Raw genomic sequence first — 16,708 nt, forward strand, 5'->3', positions numbered from 1 at the left:
CCGCCACCAGCAGCTTGCATGTTCAACCGGCATTCAATGTGTTAGCGCTGATTTGCCTGAAGTTTTCACACGGTTCCATCATGCATACAGCCCGAACACCTCCGTCGTTGGTCACGCTGGTCTTTGCCACGGCGCTGTCGGTGCTGACGCTGAATATGTTCCTGCCCTCGCTGGCGCATATGAGCGAAGATTTCGCGGTGGATTATGGCGTGATGAATCTGGCGGTTGCGGGATATCTGGCGGTTTCTGCTGTGCTGCAACTGATCATGGGTCCTCTGTCGGATCGATATGGGCGCAGACCGGTCCTGTTGATCTGCATGTCGATCTTCGTGGTCGCATCCATCGGCTGCGTGCTGGCTGGGTCAATCTGGGTGTTTCTGGGTTTTCGCCTCATTCAGGCTGTGGTCGTCGCCGGGTCTGTGCTGTCCAGCGCCTCAATCCGCGACCGCTATCCCCCCAACGAGGCGGCCAGCAAGCTGGGCTATGTCGCAATGGCTATGGCGCTGGCGCCAATGCTAGGACCGATGTTGGGCGGCGCGTTGGACATGCTGTTCGGTTGGCGCTCGGGGTTTATTCTGTATTCCTTACTTGGCACCGGTCTGCTGGCTTTGCTGTGGTTTGATATGGGAGAGACCAATATAAACCGCGCCCCAACATTCGCGGCTCAGCTGAAGGAGTATCCGCATCTGTTCCGCGCCCGAAGGTTTTGGGGTTATGCCCTGTGCGCGGCATTTTCGATCGGCGGCTTTTTCAGTTTTATCACCGGTGCACCGTTGGTTGCAGCTGCTTGGTTTGATCTGAGCCCCGCGATGCTGGGTCTTGGGATCGGCATTATCACCGGCGGGTTCATGGTCGGGAATTTTGTCACTGGCCGATTGGCGGCGCGGACGCAGTTAACAACGATGATCCTGATAGGGCGGAATGTGGCCACGGCAGGGCCGCTTTGCGGGCTGCTTCTGTTTTGGGTCGGGCTTGGTACGGTTTGGGTCTTTTTCGGCTCGGCCATCTGTGTCGGTTTCGGCAATGGACTGACCAACGCCAATGCATCGTCGGGCGTGATGTCGGTTCGTCCCAAACTGGCAGGCAGCGCGGCGGGCCTGTCAGGTGCAATGATCGTTGCGCTGGGGGCGGTTCTGACGACGATCACCGGCGCCTTTGTCAGCCCTGAAAACGGACCTTTTCTTGTGCTTGGCATGATGTGCGGGTGCAGCTTTATCGGCCTTCTGGCCGTGCTCTATGTTCGTAGGATCGACAGTCTGGACCCGTTGCCCGGCACATTGTGACCGGCAAAGCGCCGGAGCAGGGCATCATAACACTTTTCATAAGCTACAGACCATGATACGCGGCCCGCGATGGATTTCGGCGCGGGCCCCGCGCCCAATTTTAAGGAGAGGCCGACATGGCACTGGAACGCACATTCTCGATCATCAAACCCGATGCAACCCGCCGCAACCTGACTGGCAAGATCAACGCCAAGTTTGAAGAGGCCGGTCTGCGCATCGTAGCGCAAAAGCGCATTCACATGACCAAAGCACAAGCTGGCAAGTTCTATGACGTCCACGCCGAGCGCCCGTTCTATGACGAACTGTGCGAATTCATGTCGTCCGAGCCGGTTATTGTACAGGTTCTGGAAGGCGAAGGCGCCATTGCCAAGAACCGCGAAGTCATGGGCGCTACCAACCCCGCAGATGCGGCCCCTGGCACCATCCGCGCTGAGTTCGCTGAATCGGTTGGCGAGAACTCGGTCCACGGTTCAGACGCACCGGAAACCGCAGCGGTTGAGATCGCCTATTTCTTCTCGGGCATCGAACTGGTCGGCTAATCTGTTTTAAGATCAAGCCTATAAAGCCGCTCCCGGGGTCGGGGGCGGCTTTTTCTATGCGTGTTTCAAATCGTCCGAAGATACCCGGACGCCGATCGCATCCAAGTCGGCAATCATCTTCGTTTGCGGCGCAGTGCTGTTGCTGGCTTTGATTGCGTCGAACCTTTGCCGTAGGGCCTTTTTCTCTTCGCCTTTGCAATCGTTCCAGGGGCGGCCTTGCAGCCCCATCACCAAAACATAATAGCCGATGAAATGAGGGCGCGATCCTGCCTGCAAGAGTTTTGCGTAGGCCGCGTCGGGGCCTATCTCGCGCAGTTGCTGGGCTGAGTGGATACCGGCACGCGCGCAAGCCTGTTCATAGGCCGGGCCGAGATTACGGATAGTTGAGATCGGGTCAGACATAATCGACGTTTTAACCGGTGTCAGAATTACTGTCACCCGATCCTTTTTTTACCTTCGCGGTTCATGATCACTGGATCAGGGTTTGCGCGAAAGACGAATAGTAGCTTCAAGGCCGGGATCACAGTTGCTGGCGTCGAACATGCCTTTGTGCATATGCGATATCGCTGCGACCAAAGCCAGGCCCAGACCTGCATTGCGCTCGGTCCGGGCGGGATCGAGTGTCACAAAGGGCATCTGCAGACGGGCCAGATCGTCCTGTGGTACACCGGGGCCGTGATCCCGCACGCTGAGGTTGGTATACAGGCCGTCATCCGCAATATTGATCGTGATGGTCGAACCATCAGGCGCGTATCGCAGAGCATTTTCCAACAGGTTGGACAGTGCCTGAGATAAAAGGGGGCGGTGGCCGGGAAGGGGGGCAGTTGACCCCGTAACTTCAAGTGTTACGCCCTGATCCGTGGCAACCGGATCATAGAGCTCGACCACGTCCGCCACGAGTTGCTTAAGGTCGACATCTTCGAACTGCTCTCGCCCGACACCTGCTTCGGCACGCGAAATCTCAGTCAGTTGGCCCAGAACCCGCAGGACATGATCAACCTCGGTCGTCGCGCGCGCGATGTCGATTTCGCGATCCTGTTCGGATTTGCGGCTATCTGACAGGGATTCGACCCGCTGTTTCAACCGCGACAAAGGAGAGCGTAGATCATGCGCGATCGAATTCGAGGTCGTCCGTAGATTGCTGACCAACTCCTCGATCCGGTCCAACATCGTATTGAGCGTACCTGAAACTTGATCGAATTCATCACCGGTCCCGCGCAAGGGCATCCTGCGCGACAGGTCGCCTGAAACGATATTTTCTGCGGTCGAGGCGATGTCAGACAGGCGCGAAAAGACGAGCCTGGTAAACAGCCAGCCTGTCAGGACGCTCAGCGCCAGCGCGATTGCCAGCGCGAAGCCGACCGAGCGTAAAAGAACACGGTCAAACTGCTGTCGTGCCAACGCATCCCGCCCGACTAGCAGGCGTTCTCCGCCCGGCAGACGAATGGATGCAGCCGAGATTGGCACCAGCTGTTCGCTGTCCGAGCGTCGCAGCTCAAGTTGGACCCAACCACTTCCGGCAGTGATGTCATCGGGCCATTGCCTCAGGTTGCCAGCCAATTTCGTCCCGTTGCGGTCGGTCAATAAGTAAAGGGCATCCCGTTCAGAGGCGGTGGGAATACGGCGTTCGATGGCTGTCAGCAAACCGATGAGCCCGCGCCTTTCGTATTCATCGGCCAGACCGGTCAATTCCGCGGAAACCACCGAGCGGGTTTCGCTTTCGATACTGCGATTTGCGGTGACATAGACAAGGGCCAGCACGGTGGCTGTCAGCAATGTGCTCAGAACCATGCTGGCCAGAACCAAACGTGTTCTGGAATTATTGAACGAAAGCCGTAGGTTATCCATCAGACATCATGTAACCTGCGCCCCGGACTGTTTCAATCAACGGGATCTCTCCGCCTTCATCCAATTGGCGGCGCAGTTTCGAGATATGGACGTCAACCACATTGGTGTTCGGGTCGAAATGATAATCCCAGACACCTTCCAGCAACATAGTGCGTGACACTACGCGGTTCTTGCGTCTCAGGAAGAATTCCAAAATCTGAAATTCACGCGGTGTCAGGGTAATCTCTCGCCCGTTGCGGGTGACTTTGCGGGTCAGCAAATCCATATCCAGATCGCGGCAGGTCAGGGTCGGGTTTTCCTCAGATTCCTGCGGGCGTCTTAACAGAGCTTCGATCCGCGCATGCAGTTCCTGAAAAGAGAACGGTTTGACCAGATAATCATCTGCACCGGCCCTCAGGCCTTTGACTCTCTCATCGACCGCGCTCATTGCGGTCAACATCAGAACCGGAGTTTTCAGACCCGCGGCGCGCATGGATTTGATCAGTGACAGGCCGTCTAGACCGGGCAGCATTCGGTCCAGAACGATGGCGTCAAAGCCACCATCTGTGGCGTGATACAGCCCTTCGCGCCCATCCGCGGCCTGTTCGACGACATATCCTTCCTCGCTGAACCCTTTTGCTATGAATTCCCGGGTGTCTTCATCATCTTCAACGATCAACAGGCGTCGGCTCATGATCTGAAATCCTTTCTACCGGAACTTAAACACAATTTTTCAAACAAAGTACAAGATTTGACCGGTTTAGATGCCGGGTGCGTCGTAGCGCACCCGGCTGCTCCAGCAGATTGCGGACAATTCAATCATGCCAGAGAGGCGCCCGCCAGATCTCCCCATCACGTGGCGCGCGCAGGTGTTCGATCAGGCGATTTCCACCGCAACAAAGATCTGGTTGCCGCCACGGTTGATCAGGACAAGCGCGGGATCGGTTTTTTCGCTGTCCAGCGCGTCTTTCAGCGCGTCAGGAGTGGCCGTATCCTGGTTGCCCAGCTTCACGATCACGTCGCCACGCTGAAGACCGGCTTTGGCTGCAGGGCTGTCCGGTTTCAGGTCCGTGACGATCACACCGTCAATATTCTCGGCCACGCCCAGTTCCGCACGGTTGGTTTCTGTTAGCGGTGCAACGGTGACGCCCAGGGCGGTGCCCGAAATGCCTTCATCCACTGACTTGTCCATTTCGGCCGATGCGGACTGATGTTGTCCAATCGTCAACTTTATGTCTTGCTCACTGCCGTTGCGTAAAACTGTAAGCGTGCTTTCTGTTCCAACCTTGGTAGTCCCGACAAGGATCGGCAGGTCGCTGCTGGACGCGACGGGTTCGCCGTTAAAGGTCAGGATGACGTCGCCCTGTTCCAGGATGCCTTCGGCAGGGCTGTTGGCAACAACGTCCGAAACCAATGCGCCGTTTGAGGCATCAATTCCCATCGCCGCAGCGATCTGAGGGCTGACATTCTGGATTGACACACCCAGCCAACCGCGGCTGACCTGGCCATCATCGCGCAGATCCGCGGCAATATGGTCCACAATGTTCGACGTGACGGCAAAACCTAACCCGACCGACCCACCGCTCGGGGAATAAATGGCCGAGTTCACGCCGATAACCTCACCATCCATGTTGAACAGCGGGCCACCGGAATTGCCTTTGTTGATGGCCGCATCCGTCTGGATGAACTCGGCATAAGGTCCCTGCGAAATATTGCGGTCCTTGGCCGATACAATCCCGGTCGTCACGGTCGAGCTGAGGCCAAACGGGTTCCCGATGGCGACAACATCCTCGCCCACACGGATCACATCGCTATTGCCAAGCTCTACGGCCTGAAGTGGCTCGCCCGCGTCGATCTTGAGAACCGCGATATCGGTCAACGGGTCGGTACCGATCACCTCAGCCTCAAAAGTTCGGTCATCATTGAGGCGCACGGTCACGGTCGCTGCATCGTCGACCACGTGATGGTTCGTAATGATGTACCCGGCTTCATCCAGTACAAAACCTGACCCCAAACCCTGAGACGGACCACGTCGGGGGGCATCGAACCCTTCAGGCACGCCAAAGCGTTTGAAGAACTCACCGAAAGGTTGGCCTTCGAAATCAAACTGCTGTCCGTTTTCCGGGCCCTTGGCGGCGTTTTGTTCCGCGATGATGGTCACGACAGAAGGTGACACGCTCTCAACTAAATCAGCCAGCGCTTCGTCAGCTTTCGAGGGCAGGGCGGTCGTCGCCAACAATGCCGCACTCAGCGCTGAGACGCCTATCCAGTTTGATGTGCGTGGCATAAGAAGAGAGGATTTACGGATGCTCATTTTGGTCTCCTGATTGAAGCACGCGACACTGGCCGCGCCTTGGATCAAGAGATGCTGCATCAGTCTGTGACTTTCCTGATTGGTTGGTTAATAAATCTTAATTTTGCCACAAACGAGAGGCTCTATCCCGGCGTCGGGTGGCAAAGATTCGCGGAAATCTTCCGAATCATAAGGTTAGAATCGGTGGATTGTTGCCTGTTCGGCAGTCAAATGATGATTTTAGTTGAATTAAATCTGTTTGATAAACAAAGCGAGCTCTCGGAAATTGATGGATTTATGACACAGCCATTGGTTGTGAGTGGATCTGGTCTCATAGGCTGAATTTGCCGGAAACATATCATATTATGAACATGTTATATATATGGTCTGTGATAAATGGAGTGTACTTGCTTTTAGATTTTCTCGGACGAACAACCTATAGTAGAAACGCATTGAGAGAGATGTTGCGTAAAAACCAAACTGAAACATCAGAAAATGCAAGTTTAGGCCAATTTTACGTTGTTTGAGAGCATCTGATAGGTGACGATGGTCTTGCCCAAGCGAAGGGAAGTCGGCGGCACTAGGGGGTGCCAACGGCTTGTCACAGTCTCTGGAAGCGCTGAGCGGCATGTTAACGAGGGGGTCTTGTTTAGGTTCGGTTGCGGAATATTCGGAATGCCTAGTGTGTTCTGGACGCGCTTTCAGGATCAGTGAAAAGTGGTAGTCCTTAATTGGGTAACCGGCCCGGTCTTCATCGACCGGGCCGTACTCGTTTTAACTGTTGCGATTTTTGGTCCAGATATCCCATGCTTCGGGCGTGTCCAGATCCAGCACGGCATGTTGGCCGGGGAGCACACACAGATGGATCTTGTCCCGATGGTCCCGAACCACAGATTGTGCGCCTTCGTCTCCGGTCAGGCGGCTGATCTGATCAAACAGGAGACGGCTGAAGATCACAGGGTGGCCAGGCTGTCCTGACGCCGTCGACCCGCGCCAGATCAGCTTATCCGGATACGCCTTAGTCGCCTTGATCAGCGTCTGAAGGTCATCCAGAGTGATTTCAGGCAGGTCAGCTAGCAGAACCATGGCGGCTTCGGCCTCTGGCCCAACAGCAGACAGGGCCCCTCGTAAGCTGGCATTCATACCTTTCTCCGCATCTGCGATTTCGACCAGATGCAGGTCCAGCCCCTGCAACACGTCGTACCTGGGATGAGGCTTGGACGGCAGGGCAACAATAACCGACGATGCGGCCCGTGCTGTCTGGGCGGAACGGAGCAGCAGCGGGCAGCCATCAATCTCTTGCAGCAGCTTATCTGCGCCTCGCATACGCCGAGATTGTCCGGCGGCCAGAAGGATGATGGGTATTCGCGTCATGCGCCGACAATGCAGACGTATGAACGCAGTGTCATCCCCTCATACGCGCGCCATCGGCGTCGAATAACGGTTCTGAGATCAGGCGTGCCTTGCACAACTGGCCAAGTATTTCGATTTCTACTTCCAGCCCGTCCACAGCGCGGTCTGTTGGCAGAAACCCCATGGCAATGGACTTGCCTGCATAGTGTGAATAGCCACCCGAAGTGCAGAAACCGGCGACTTTTCCGTCCAGCCAAATCGGCTCATACGCGTTGACATCAGCGTCCTCGGCATCAACCTCGAACGCGACCAGTCGGCGGGCAGGGCCAGAGGCGCGTTCAGCCTCGGCAGCTGCGCGGCCAATGAAATTGGCGTTCTTAGAGAAGGAAATAAACCGATCCAGACCGGTTTCCGCGGCTGTGTAGTCAGGCGAGAATTCTCGCATCCAGGATCCAAAGAACTTGTCCAGACGCAGGCTCATCATCGCGCGCATGCCAAATGGAACGATGCCGCGTTCTTGCCCGGCCTGCCATAAGGTCCACCACAACTGCCTTTGTGCCATGGGATCGCAGTAAATCTCGTACCCCAAATCGCCGGTATAGCTGACGCGCTGGACGATACAGTCGGTCATCCCAACGGTCATACGGCGCAGATCGAGGAACCGAAATCCGCTCAGGTCATCACGGGTGCAGGCCGCCAGAACCTGCGTGGCTTTTGGGCCTGCGATCTGGAACCCGTTCTGCCGATCGCTGATGTTTTCGACAGTCACGCCATTCTGCGCATTTTGCAGGAACCAGCGCATGTGAAACGCCTGAGAGCCGTAGGAGGCGGTCAGGCGGAACTCGGTCTCATCAAGACAGGAAACGGTAAAATCACCGATCAGCTTGCCCTTTGGTGATAGCATCGGGGTTAGCGACACGCGGCCCGGTTTCGGGATTCGGCCCGCCATGATCCGATCCAGCCAATCACGGGCAGCAGGTCCAACAATGCGGTATTTGCCAAAATTGTGCACTTCGTTGATGCCAACACCTGATCGCACGGCCCGAACTTCGCGCCCGGTGGCATCGAATGCGTTGGATCGGCGGAACGAGGGCGTTTCATAGCCTGGTTCATCCCCCTGGGCGAAGTAATTGGGCACCTCAAGCCCGTATTGCTGACCCCACACAGCACCAAGATCGGTAAAGATATCATACATCGGCGTTGTGCGGGCTGGGCGGGCTGCCGGCAATTCCTCGTTCGGATAAGAGACGCTGAACCGTTTCTGATAGTTCTCGATGACCTTTGGACGGGTATAGCCCGGGCTGATCCAATCCCCGAACCGCGCCACGTCCATCGCAAAGACGTCGCGCTCTGGCTCACCCTCAATCATCCATTGCGCCAGTGTCAGACCAACGCCGCCGCCCTGGCTGAACCCGGCCATCACGCCGCAGGCCGACCAATAGTTGCGCAACCCCGGAACCGGCCCGACCAGAGGATTGCCGTCCGGTGCAAAGGTAAACGGCCCGTGGATCACCGATTTCACACCAGCCTCGGCCAGAACAGGAAAGCGGCGATAAGCGAATTCAATACTATCGGTGATCTTGTCGAAATCATCGGGAAGAAGCTCGTGACCGAAATCCCACGGGGTGCCGTCGACAGCCCAGGGCCTGCAGGTTTGTTCATAAAAGCCGATGCACAGACCGCGTCCCTCTTGCCGCAGATAGCTTTCGCCGGCGGGATCCATGACATGGGGATGTTCGCCACCTGCGTCGATAATTGCCTCAATTTGGGGGATCGAGTCGGTGACCAGGTACTGATGTTCCATCGGATGCAGCGGGAAATAGACACCGGCCATGGCGCCAACCTCGCGCGCCCAGAGCCCACCAGCGTTGACCACATGTTCAGCATGAATCGTGCCCTTGTTGGTGACCACATCCCAGGTGCCATCGGCGCGCTGATTTGTTTCGTGCACCATGCAATGGGTTTCGATTGTTGCGCCGCCTATCCGCGCCGCTTTGGCATAGGCATGGGTGGTTCCGGACGGATCAAGATGCCCGTCCAGCGGATCATAGAGCGCGCCGATGATGCCGTCGGTATTGGTGATCGGTGCGATTTTCCTTATCTCTTCAGGGCCTACGATTTCGGTCTCTAACCCCATAAAGCGGTGCTTGGCACGTTCGGCCAAGAGCATGTCAAACCGGTCGCGGTCGTCGGCCAACGTTATGCCGCCAACGTGGTGCAGGCCACAGGACATGCCGGTGATCTCTTCCAGCTCTTTATACAGCCGGATCGTATAGCCTTGCAGTGCGGCCATATTAGTGTCGCCGTTCAAGGTGTGGAAACCACCCGCCGCGTGCCAGGTCGAGCCACTGGTCAATTCGGACCGCTCCAGCAGCATCACATCCGACCAGCCCAGCTTGGTCAGGTGATAAAGAACCGAACACCCGACAACGCCGCCACCGATTACAGCTACCTGAGTTGTTGTCTTCACGTCACGGACTCCCCTTGCGATATAGTCAAAGCCTGCAATCGCAGAACCAGGGATACTGTTCCGTTCACGACAAAGGCTGTCGCAGCGAGAGGATCAGAGGGGACGGATCTTCAGCTCTGTGATCCTGTTGCCTTCGCGCGCGACGACTTCGAATCTGAAACCGTGAAACGAGAATACCTGACCCGTGATCGGGATCATCTGCGCTTCGTGGATGACCAGACCGGCCACGGTATTGGCCTCTTCGTCGGGCAAAGACCATTCCATCGCGCGGTTTACATCGCGGATCGTCATGGCGCCTTCAACAAGGTACTGGCCGTCTTCGGTTCGCGTTACCGGGACGTCCTCATCAATGTCAAACTCATCAGCAATCTCGCCGACGATTTCTTCGAGGATATCTTCAAGCGTGATCAGACCCCTGAGTGAACCATATTCGTCGACCACCAGCGCAAAATGGCTATGCATCCGCAGGAATTCCCGCATCTGATCGTCCAGAGTGGTCGTTTCAGGCACAAAATAAGGGGCGTTCGCTACCTTTGAGACATCGAACTCTTTCAGTCGGTTGTTTTCACGTTCGCTGCTTCCTGCATGAGCATACATAGCGCGGAACAGGTCTTTGGCGTGAACAACCCCAACGATGTTTTCTGGTTCGTCCCTAAAGACAGGCAGGCGTGTATGGGGGCTTTCAAGGCATTGTTTCAGGATCGCCTCGGGAGCGTCATCCGCATCAACCATCTCGATATTCGAACGATGGAGCATGATCTCTTCAACCGCACGTTCACCCAGATCCAAGGCGCCCAGAATACGGTCACGGTCTTCCTTCTCGACCACGCCTTCGGAATGGCCCAGATGCAGGGCCCCAACGATTTCGTCGCGCACGGCCAGAATGTTGCTATCCGGGTCGATCTGTACACCGAACAGGCGTAAAACTCCCCGTACCAATAGGCGTACGGCCGAAACGACCGGTGAGAATAAGGTGACAACCACGCTGATGATCGGAGCAACGGCGGATGCCGCTTTTTCCGAATTGGTTATGGCATAGGTCTTGGGCAAAACTTCAGCAAAGATCAGAACCAGCAAGGTCATGACCAGGGTTGCCAATGCTACGCCGCTTTCGCCAAAGAGGCGCGTGAACATCGCTGTGGCCAACGAGGCCGCAAGAATGTTGACCAGGTTGTTGCCCAGCAAAACCGATCCGATCAGCCGTTCGTTATCGTCGGTGATGTCCAGAGCCTTCTGCGCCCCGCGCGACCCTTTGTCCGCCTGCGCCCGCAGCTTGCCGCGTGACGAGGCCGTCAGAGCCGTTTCAGAACCCGAGAAAAACCCCGATAAGAAGAGCAATAGCAATATGGCACCGGACGTAAGCCAGAATGTGCCGTCGATCAGAGAAGTTGAGGGTTCCATCGGTCCTTAGCTGCTTGTGTTTCTGCGTCTGTTATGGGGGCGCGGCTTGACTGGATCAAGGAGTTAGCCCTTTTCAACTGGATCTTTAGCTAATGGGTGATGCTGCAACACCAGCTCAGCCAGCCGTTCTTCCAGGACATGAGTATAGATTTCTGTGGTCGCCACATCCGCGTGACCAAGCAATGTTTGGATCGATCGCAAATCGGCACCGTTGGCAAGAAGATGTGTCGCAAAAGCGTGACGCAAGGTGTGCGGTGTAACCTTTTCGGGCGAGACCCCACCGTGAACCGCCAGTTCCTTGATCAGATGATAGAACATATGCCGAGTCAGATGCCCGGCCTTGCCACGTGAAGGAAAAAGAAATCGGGAACTCTGCCCACCCTTTGTAACACGCTTTTCCTCAGTCTCATCCCGAGCCGCCAACCATGCCGAAAGCGCCTGTCGAGCCGGAGGGGACAGTGGAACCATCCGCTCTTTGCCGCCTTTTCCCAATACCAAGAGCATCCTCGGATCGCCGCGCGCCGATGACACCGGCAACGATACCAGTTCAGTGACACGCATCCCGGTGGCATACAGGATTTCCATCAGGCAGGTATTGCGCAGCTTTTCGATGTTGTTTCGCCCGCTTTCGCGCGCAGCAACCAATAACCGGTCCACCTCGGATACATCCAGAGTTTTCGGCAGCCGCTTTGGCCGTCCTGGGCCTTTGATCTTGATCGCGGGGTTTGTCGAACGCCAGCCTTCCTCGAATGCGAACCGATAAATCTGTTTTATGGCAGACAAACGGCGGGCGCGGGTGGATTGAGCCAATCCCTGTGCGTCGCAACTGATCAGGTAATCCTCAACCTGCTTGGCGTCGGCCTCGGCAAACCCAATTTTCCGGCGCCGCAGCCAGGCCGCAAAATCCTTGAGATCGCGGCCATAGGCAACAAGCGTATTTTGGGCAGCGCCTAACTCGGCGGCCTGTGCTTCCAGAAAGGTCGAAATCCAGATTTCGTCAGAGCCCGGAGACGTCATGATCACTTGCCCTGCAGGATCAGCAGGTTCAGCGCGGCGCGGCGCGCGGTATCTTCTAGACCGACCCGGCGCAGGGTTGCCATGGCTGCTGTCAGGTCGACCAGATTTCCCCGCGATCCATGGGCAAACAGGACCATCGTCTCCAGAAGCGCCTCACCGAGGCGGCCTTCGTCCAGCATGTTGCTGATATCGGTTGGCACCGGCGCCGCCCATGCAAACCCCTCTGCGATGGCATCCGCCAGCGGCGAAGGGGAGGGCGCGCGCCCCGGATCACCCTGAGCCAGCGCAGCCAGAAACTGACTTTCTTCAGAATTGTCCGGAGCCGACAACGCCGCTGTTTCATATAGATCTGACAGCAACAGAATGCGCCACCGCAGATCCTCGGCCGAGGGTTTCTGTAGTTTGACCTGAGAGAGGCGCCCGGCGAAAAGTTCAGCGAATGGTACTTCCAGGCCGATATTGCGCATCTGGTTCCAAACCACCGGCAGAGCTTTGGCGATCTTTGCCGAATTGCCAGAATCCAGTGCATTTTCGAACCGCTGTATCGACGATACCCGGTCCCATACGGCTCCAGACGCAGCCGGAGACCGTTCTGTATAGAGCCCCAGCAGTTGATTTGGCGTTAGCGCTCCAACGCGGGTCAACCGTTCTGCGGCTTCGACCTGAGCCTTCCAGCCCGCAACATCCCGCAGATCTGCATTTGCGAAGACGCGGGGCAAAGCAGCCGAGGGCAAACGTTCGCCAATAGCTTCGAACAAGCGGAACATCAGGGGCGAGGGGTCGTCCGGTTGCGGCAGATACTCGGCGTCTTCGTACAGTTCAGGGCTTAGAAACCTGTCCAGAACCTCCAGCTCTTGTGGTGCCAGAACCTGTAGGGCATGGGCTGCCTCAAGCGTGAGAGCGGCCGAGTCCCAATCCCCACGCCGGGCCTTGCAGAAAATCTGAGCGGCATAGTCCCGTGACAAATGCGGCTGAGCAATCAGCGCCGTGCAACTGCGATCTTCATCCCCGGTCAGAAGGGTGGCGTCGAACCAGCGTTGAAATCGGTCAAGACTGTTCGTCGGGCCTGCCAGCTGTACCAATGATTGCGTGGGGTCCGCAGCGCCAAGATGCATGAGGCGGTCGAGCCGCGCCAAAAGCAAAATCTCTTCCCCTTTACTGGACGTCGGTGCCCGAGCTTCGGTTAAAAGCAACGTGAACAGCAAACGCTGCATTGCAGGGTTGTACTTGACCGGGACGCTTTCGATCAGTTCGGACAGGCGTTGGGGATCGCTGTTCTGCCACATGTCGACAGGCAATCCTGTGACAGTCGAAGCAACCAGGCCCAGGGGTTGTGACAATGCCTGAAGTGGGGTCACAAGAACATCGGGCTGACCGCCGGGCTGCGCCACGGGTGGCTCAAGCAAAACCGTCCCCGGAAGATTTTCCGGAGGATTGGCCAGCCATTCAATAACAGAAAGGGGTTCCTGCTGCGCCTGCGCTGTTCCTGCAAGAAACAGCGCAACCACCGCCACTTTATTCGACATTCAGTATTACCGGCTCCCTGACCTCGCTTTGCGGCGCAGAGAAATCCGCACCAAAAAACTCACCCAGGTAGACATATCCCACCAGCCCGATGAAACACAGGCAAATCAGATATATCAGGAACTTGATCAGACGGCCCATGGTCAAACGCTGCCTCAATTTTCTCTTTTGACCAAGTTATAACTGGCATTTTTCCTAAGATCACGTCATTCACGATGAAATGAGCGAAATTAAGCATAACACCCATGCGGCATCTGCCGTTTCGGACTATACACTGCACAAAACAGTGGTGCTTGTAGGTATGATGGGGGCCGGAAAGACCGCCGTAGGCCGCGCATTGGCCGCTCGGTTGAGGGTTCCTTTCCTCGATAGCGATGCCGAAATCGAATCAGCGGCCAACATGACCATCCCCGAGATATTCGAGCGTGATGGCGAAGCCTTTTTTCGCAGCAAGGAAAGCCAGGTCATCGGGCGGCTTTTGGTCGAGGAAAAAGGTATCCTTTCTACTGGCGGCGGTGCCTTTATGACTGAACAAAACCGCGACATGATCACTCAACGTGGGGTGTCCGTTTGGTTGCGCGCCGATTTGGGTGTGTTGTGGAACCGCGTTCGCCACAAGGATACGCGCCCGCTTTTGCGCACCGAAAATCCGTTTGCGACCCTTCTTGCATTGTACGATCAGCGTGTTCCGATCTATGAACGCGCCGATCTGGCGGTTTCCTCCGACGGGGATGTCTCGATTGAAGATATGGTAGAGCGTGTCGTCAAAGCTCTTATGACGCGACCTGATGTTTTGGAACGGAAATAGATGCACCAAACCGTACATGTTGAGCTTGGGGATCGGTCCTATGATGTTGAGATCGGCCCCGATCTGCTGACGCAGGCCGGTCAGCGCATAGCGCCTTTGCTACCGCGACCCAAAGTAGCGGTTCTGACCGATGAAAACGTGGCGAGCCTGCATCTTGACGCGTTGCGGGATGGGTTGGCCAGCGCAGGGATCGAAATGTCCGCATTGGCGCTGCCCGCGGGCGAAGCGACCAAAAGCTGGCCGCATTTTGAGCGTGCGGTCGAATGGTTGTTAGCCGAGAAAATCGAGCGGCGTGACGTGGTGGTTGCGCTCGGAGGTGGGGTTATAGGTGATCTCGCCGGATTTGCCGCGGCCGTTTTGCGCCGGGGCGTACGGTTTGTTCAGATACCAACTTCGCTGCTTGCGCAGGTCGACAGTTCGGTCGGCGGCAAAACCGGGATCAACGCACCGCAGGGCAAGAACCTGATTGGCGCATTTCATCAACCCTCACTGGTGCTGGCGGATACTTCGGTTCTGGGCACAATGACCGACAGGGATTTCCTGTCCGGTTATGGTGAGGTCGTAAAATACGGGCTGTTGGGGGATGCGGCATTCTTTGAATGGCTCGAGGGCCATGGCCCCGATGTCTCGGGCGGGGATATGGCCGCGCGGGTTCGGGCCGTCACCCGATCCGTTCAGATGAAAGCCGACATCGTCGCTCGTGATGAGACCGAACAGGGGGATCGCGCCCTGCTGAATCTCGGGCATACGTTCTGTCATGCGCTTGAGGCTGCGACCGGGTATTCTGATCGTTTGCTGCATGGAGAAGGCGTTGCGATTGGATGCGCACTGGCATTCGAACTGTCGGCGCGACTTGGTTTATGTTCGCAAGAGGACCCAAGCCGGGTTCGGGCACATCTGCGTGCGATGGGCATGAAAACCGACATTTCCGATATCCACGGGGATTTGCCCGACGCCGAAGCGCTGGTCGAGCTGATGGCGCAGGACAAGAAGGTTATCGATGGCCAGCTGCGTTTCATTCTGGCCCGAGGCATCGGGCAGGCATTTGTCACGTCGGATGTTCCGCGGGATGCGGTTTTGAGTGTCCTCAAGGACGCGCTGGGTTGATCAACGCCCGCGAATGATCATTAACTCGCCAATATTTTCACGGGTAATATAGCCGACCATTTGATCTGACCGCGTGCAGACGGCAACTGCGGGGGCACCCCCGTGGAACTGTTTCAGAACCGCTTCCAATCCGCTGCTCAGGGTCACTGTCGGGATATCCTCAACCATGATTGAACTGGCCAATTCTGACCGGGGAATATCTTTGGCGAGGGCAGCAAACAGCCGGTCGCGCGTGACAAAGCCCTGCAGTTTCCCCGTTGCATCCAACAATGGAAATTCATGCTGAGTGGTGTGAATGACCGCTTGAGCGGCGGTCGCAAGCGTGTCGGTTGGCGATAGGGCGTGAAACTCGGTGATCATGGCGTCGCGGGCCAGAACCTGACGCGCCACTGATCGCATTGCGACGTCCTGGCTTTCTGCATTGGCGGCAACGAATACAAAAACCGCGATCAGAACCAACAACGGATTGCCTGTGCTTAGCCCCAGAAACCCCAATCCTACCGCCACTATCTGACCGGCAAATGCGGCAATGCGCGTGGCCTTGACCCGATCCATCCTCAGGCAGAGCAGTGCGCGAAAAACGCGTCCACCATCCATCGGGAATGCGGGGATGAGATTAAAGGCAGCCAGAAGAAGGTTCACATAGGCGAGGCGGTTCAAAAGCCCGGTCTCGGGTGAATCAATATTGGCGAGTGTTTCAAATGGCATTCCTGCGCCCAAAAAGACGAGGATGATCCAGATGATGACGTTTACCGCAGGACCGGCCAAAGCCACCGATACCTCTTGCATGGGGTTCTCTGGCATCCGTTCCAATCGGGCAAGACCGCCGATCGGCAATAAAGTAATGTCCGGAGTTTTTATGCCATAGCGCCGCGCCATCAGCGCGTGACCAAACTCATGCGCGACCACACATGCAAAAAGGGCAAGCACGAAAATCAGATTCCCGATCGCGGCCTGCATCCCTCCGGTAGAATAGGCAGCGAATCCAACCCATGCCAACAAGAGGAAAAAGGTGACATGGACCTTCAGTTCCGACCCCAATAGTCGGCCGAGCGAGAAGGACCATGTCATGATGTGTCTCCGGTG

Annotated in this window: 15 protein-coding genes; 4 read left to right on the forward strand and 11 right to left on the reverse strand. The window is 56.5% G+C overall.

Annotation, left to right across the window (positions count from 1 at the left end):
• Window positions 1-80 precede the first annotated feature (80 nt).
• Both AC2FLE_RS03120 and ndk read left to right on the forward strand, forming a co-directional pair.
• Window positions 81-1,283 (forward strand): multidrug effflux MFS transporter, encoded by a 1,203-nt coding sequence (locus AC2FLE_RS03120; protein WP_496695179.1) that lies wholly within the window; start codon window positions 81-83, stop codon window positions 1,281-1,283.
• Window positions 1,284-1,399: 116 nt separating this feature from the next.
• The gene (ndk, locus tag AC2FLE_RS03125) at window positions 1,400-1,822 is read left to right on the forward strand and encodes a nucleoside-diphosphate kinase (RefSeq protein WP_142634270.1); all 423 of its coding nucleotides are present in this window, start codon (window positions 1,400-1,402) and stop codon (window positions 1,820-1,822) included.
• A 54-nt stretch (window positions 1,823-1,876) separates the two neighbouring features.
• On the opposite strand, the gene AC2FLE_RS03130 is transcribed toward ndk, so the two are convergent.
• The 10 genes from AC2FLE_RS03130 to AC2FLE_RS03175 form a co-directional block, all read right to left on the reverse strand.
• On the reverse strand, window positions 1,877-2,224 hold the full coding sequence (locus AC2FLE_RS03130; RefSeq protein WP_496696083.1) for a TfoX/Sxy family protein: 348 nt from the start codon (window positions 2,222-2,224) through the stop codon (window positions 1,877-1,879).
• Between the two features lie 75 nt (window positions 2,225-2,299).
• Window positions 2,300-3,670 (reverse strand): sensor histidine kinase, encoded by a 1,371-nt coding sequence (locus tag AC2FLE_RS03135; protein WP_496695181.1) that lies wholly within the window; start codon window positions 3,668-3,670, stop codon window positions 2,300-2,302.
• On the reverse strand, window positions 3,663-4,343 hold the full coding sequence (locus AC2FLE_RS03140) for a response regulator transcription factor (RefSeq protein WP_496695183.1): 681 nt from the start codon (window positions 4,341-4,343) through the stop codon (window positions 3,663-3,665). The genes AC2FLE_RS03135 and AC2FLE_RS03140 overlap by 8 nt, the downstream gene beginning before the upstream one ends.
• Window positions 4,344-4,526: 183 nt before the next feature.
• Entirely contained in the window at window positions 4,527-5,963 is a 1,437-nt protein-coding gene (locus AC2FLE_RS03145) for a Do family serine endopeptidase (protein ID WP_496695185.1), read from the reverse strand.
• A 753-nt stretch (window positions 5,964-6,716) separates the two neighbouring features.
• Window positions 6,717-7,316 carry a nucleotidyltransferase family protein gene (locus tag AC2FLE_RS03150; RefSeq protein WP_496695187.1) on the reverse strand — a complete coding sequence of 200 codons (600 nt, stop codon included), beginning with the start codon at window positions 7,314-7,316 and terminating at the stop codon, window positions 6,717-6,719.
• Between the two features lie 31 nt (window positions 7,317-7,347).
• Window positions 7,348-9,765: a GcvT family protein gene (locus AC2FLE_RS03155; protein ID WP_496695188.1), complete on the reverse strand. Its 2,418-nt coding sequence runs from the start codon at window positions 9,763-9,765 to the stop codon at window positions 7,348-7,350.
• 93 nt (window positions 9,766-9,858) lie between these two features.
• Window positions 9,859-11,166: an HlyC/CorC family transporter gene (locus AC2FLE_RS03160; RefSeq protein ID WP_142634257.1), complete on the reverse strand. Its 1,308-nt coding sequence runs from the start codon at window positions 11,164-11,166 to the stop codon at window positions 9,859-9,861.
• 63 nt (window positions 11,167-11,229) lie between these two features.
• Window positions 11,230-12,183: a site-specific tyrosine recombinase XerD gene (locus AC2FLE_RS03165; RefSeq protein WP_496677775.1), complete on the reverse strand. Its 954-nt coding sequence runs from the start codon at window positions 12,181-12,183 to the stop codon at window positions 11,230-11,232.
• 2 nt (window positions 12,184-12,185) lie between these two features.
• Complete coding sequence (locus AC2FLE_RS03170; RefSeq protein ID WP_496695189.1) at window positions 12,186-13,709, reverse strand: hypothetical protein; 1,524 nt, start codon at window positions 13,707-13,709, stop codon at window positions 12,186-12,188.
• Window positions 13,699-13,866, reverse strand: a complete 168-nt coding sequence (locus tag AC2FLE_RS03175; protein WP_496696107.1) for a hypothetical protein — start codon at window positions 13,864-13,866, stop codon at window positions 13,699-13,701. Before AC2FLE_RS03175 ends, AC2FLE_RS03170 begins: the two co-directional genes overlap by 11 nt.
• A 61-nt stretch (window positions 13,867-13,927) precedes the next feature.
• Between AC2FLE_RS03175 and AC2FLE_RS03180 the strand changes: the two genes are divergently transcribed.
• Complete coding sequence (locus AC2FLE_RS03180) at window positions 13,928-14,515, forward strand: shikimate kinase (protein WP_496695190.1); 588 nt, start codon at window positions 13,928-13,930, stop codon at window positions 14,513-14,515.
• Complete coding sequence (gene aroB, locus AC2FLE_RS03185) at window positions 14,516-15,622, forward strand: 3-dehydroquinate synthase (protein ID WP_496695191.1); 1,107 nt, start codon at window positions 14,516-14,518, stop codon at window positions 15,620-15,622. It abuts the gene before it with no gap.
• Here the strand turns inward: aroB and AC2FLE_RS03190 are convergent, their stop codons facing one another.
• Window positions 15,623-16,693 (reverse strand): site-2 protease family protein, encoded by a 1,071-nt coding sequence (locus AC2FLE_RS03190; RefSeq protein ID WP_496695193.1) that lies wholly within the window; start codon window positions 16,691-16,693, stop codon window positions 15,623-15,625.
• Window positions 16,694-16,708 lie beyond the last annotated feature (15 nt).

Source organism: Ruegeria sp. CDSA077 (genome assembly GCF_059612265.1).

Bases quoted from the DNA above. Each gene is read 5' to 3' on its own strand.
- AC2FLE_RS03120 (WP_496695179.1), top strand. From the start codon at position 81: ATGCATACAGCCCGAACACCTCCGTCGTTGGTCACGCTGGTCTTTGCC.
- ndk (WP_142634270.1), top strand. From the start codon at position 1,400: ATGGCACTGGAACGCACATTCTCGATCATCAAACCCGATGCAACCCGC.
- AC2FLE_RS03130 (WP_496696083.1), bottom strand. From the start codon at position 2,224: ATGTCTGACCCGATCTCAACTATCCGTAATCTCGGCCCGGCCTATGAA.
- AC2FLE_RS03135 (WP_496695181.1), bottom strand. From the start codon at position 3,670: ATGGATAACCTACGGCTTTCGTTCAATAATTCCAGAACACGTTTGGTT.
- AC2FLE_RS03140 (WP_496695183.1), bottom strand. From the start codon at position 4,343: ATGAGCCGACGCCTGTTGATCGTTGAAGATGATGAAGACACCCGGGAA.
- AC2FLE_RS03145 (WP_496695185.1), bottom strand. From the start codon at position 5,963: ATGAGCATCCGTAAATCCTCTCTTCTTATGCCACGCACATCAAACTGG.
- AC2FLE_RS03150 (WP_496695187.1), bottom strand. From the start codon at position 7,316: ATGACGCGAATACCCATCATCCTTCTGGCCGCCGGACAATCTCGGCGT.
- AC2FLE_RS03160 (WP_142634257.1), bottom strand. From the start codon at position 11,166: ATGGAACCCTCAACTTCTCTGATCGACGGCACATTCTGGCTTACGTCC.
- AC2FLE_RS03165 (WP_496677775.1), bottom strand. From the start codon at position 12,183: ATGACGTCTCCGGGCTCTGACGAAATCTGGATTTCGACCTTTCTGGAA.
- AC2FLE_RS03170 (WP_496695189.1), bottom strand. From the start codon at position 13,709: ATGTCGAATAAAGTGGCGGTGGTTGCGCTGTTTCTTGCAGGAACAGCG.
- AC2FLE_RS03180 (WP_496695190.1), top strand. From the start codon at position 13,928: ATGAGCGAAATTAAGCATAACACCCATGCGGCATCTGCCGTTTCGGAC.
- aroB (WP_496695191.1), top strand. From the start codon at position 14,516: ATGCACCAAACCGTACATGTTGAGCTTGGGGATCGGTCCTATGATGTT.
- AC2FLE_RS03190 (WP_496695193.1), bottom strand. From the start codon at position 16,693: ATGACATGGTCCTTCTCGCTCGGCCGACTATTGGGGTCGGAACTGAAG.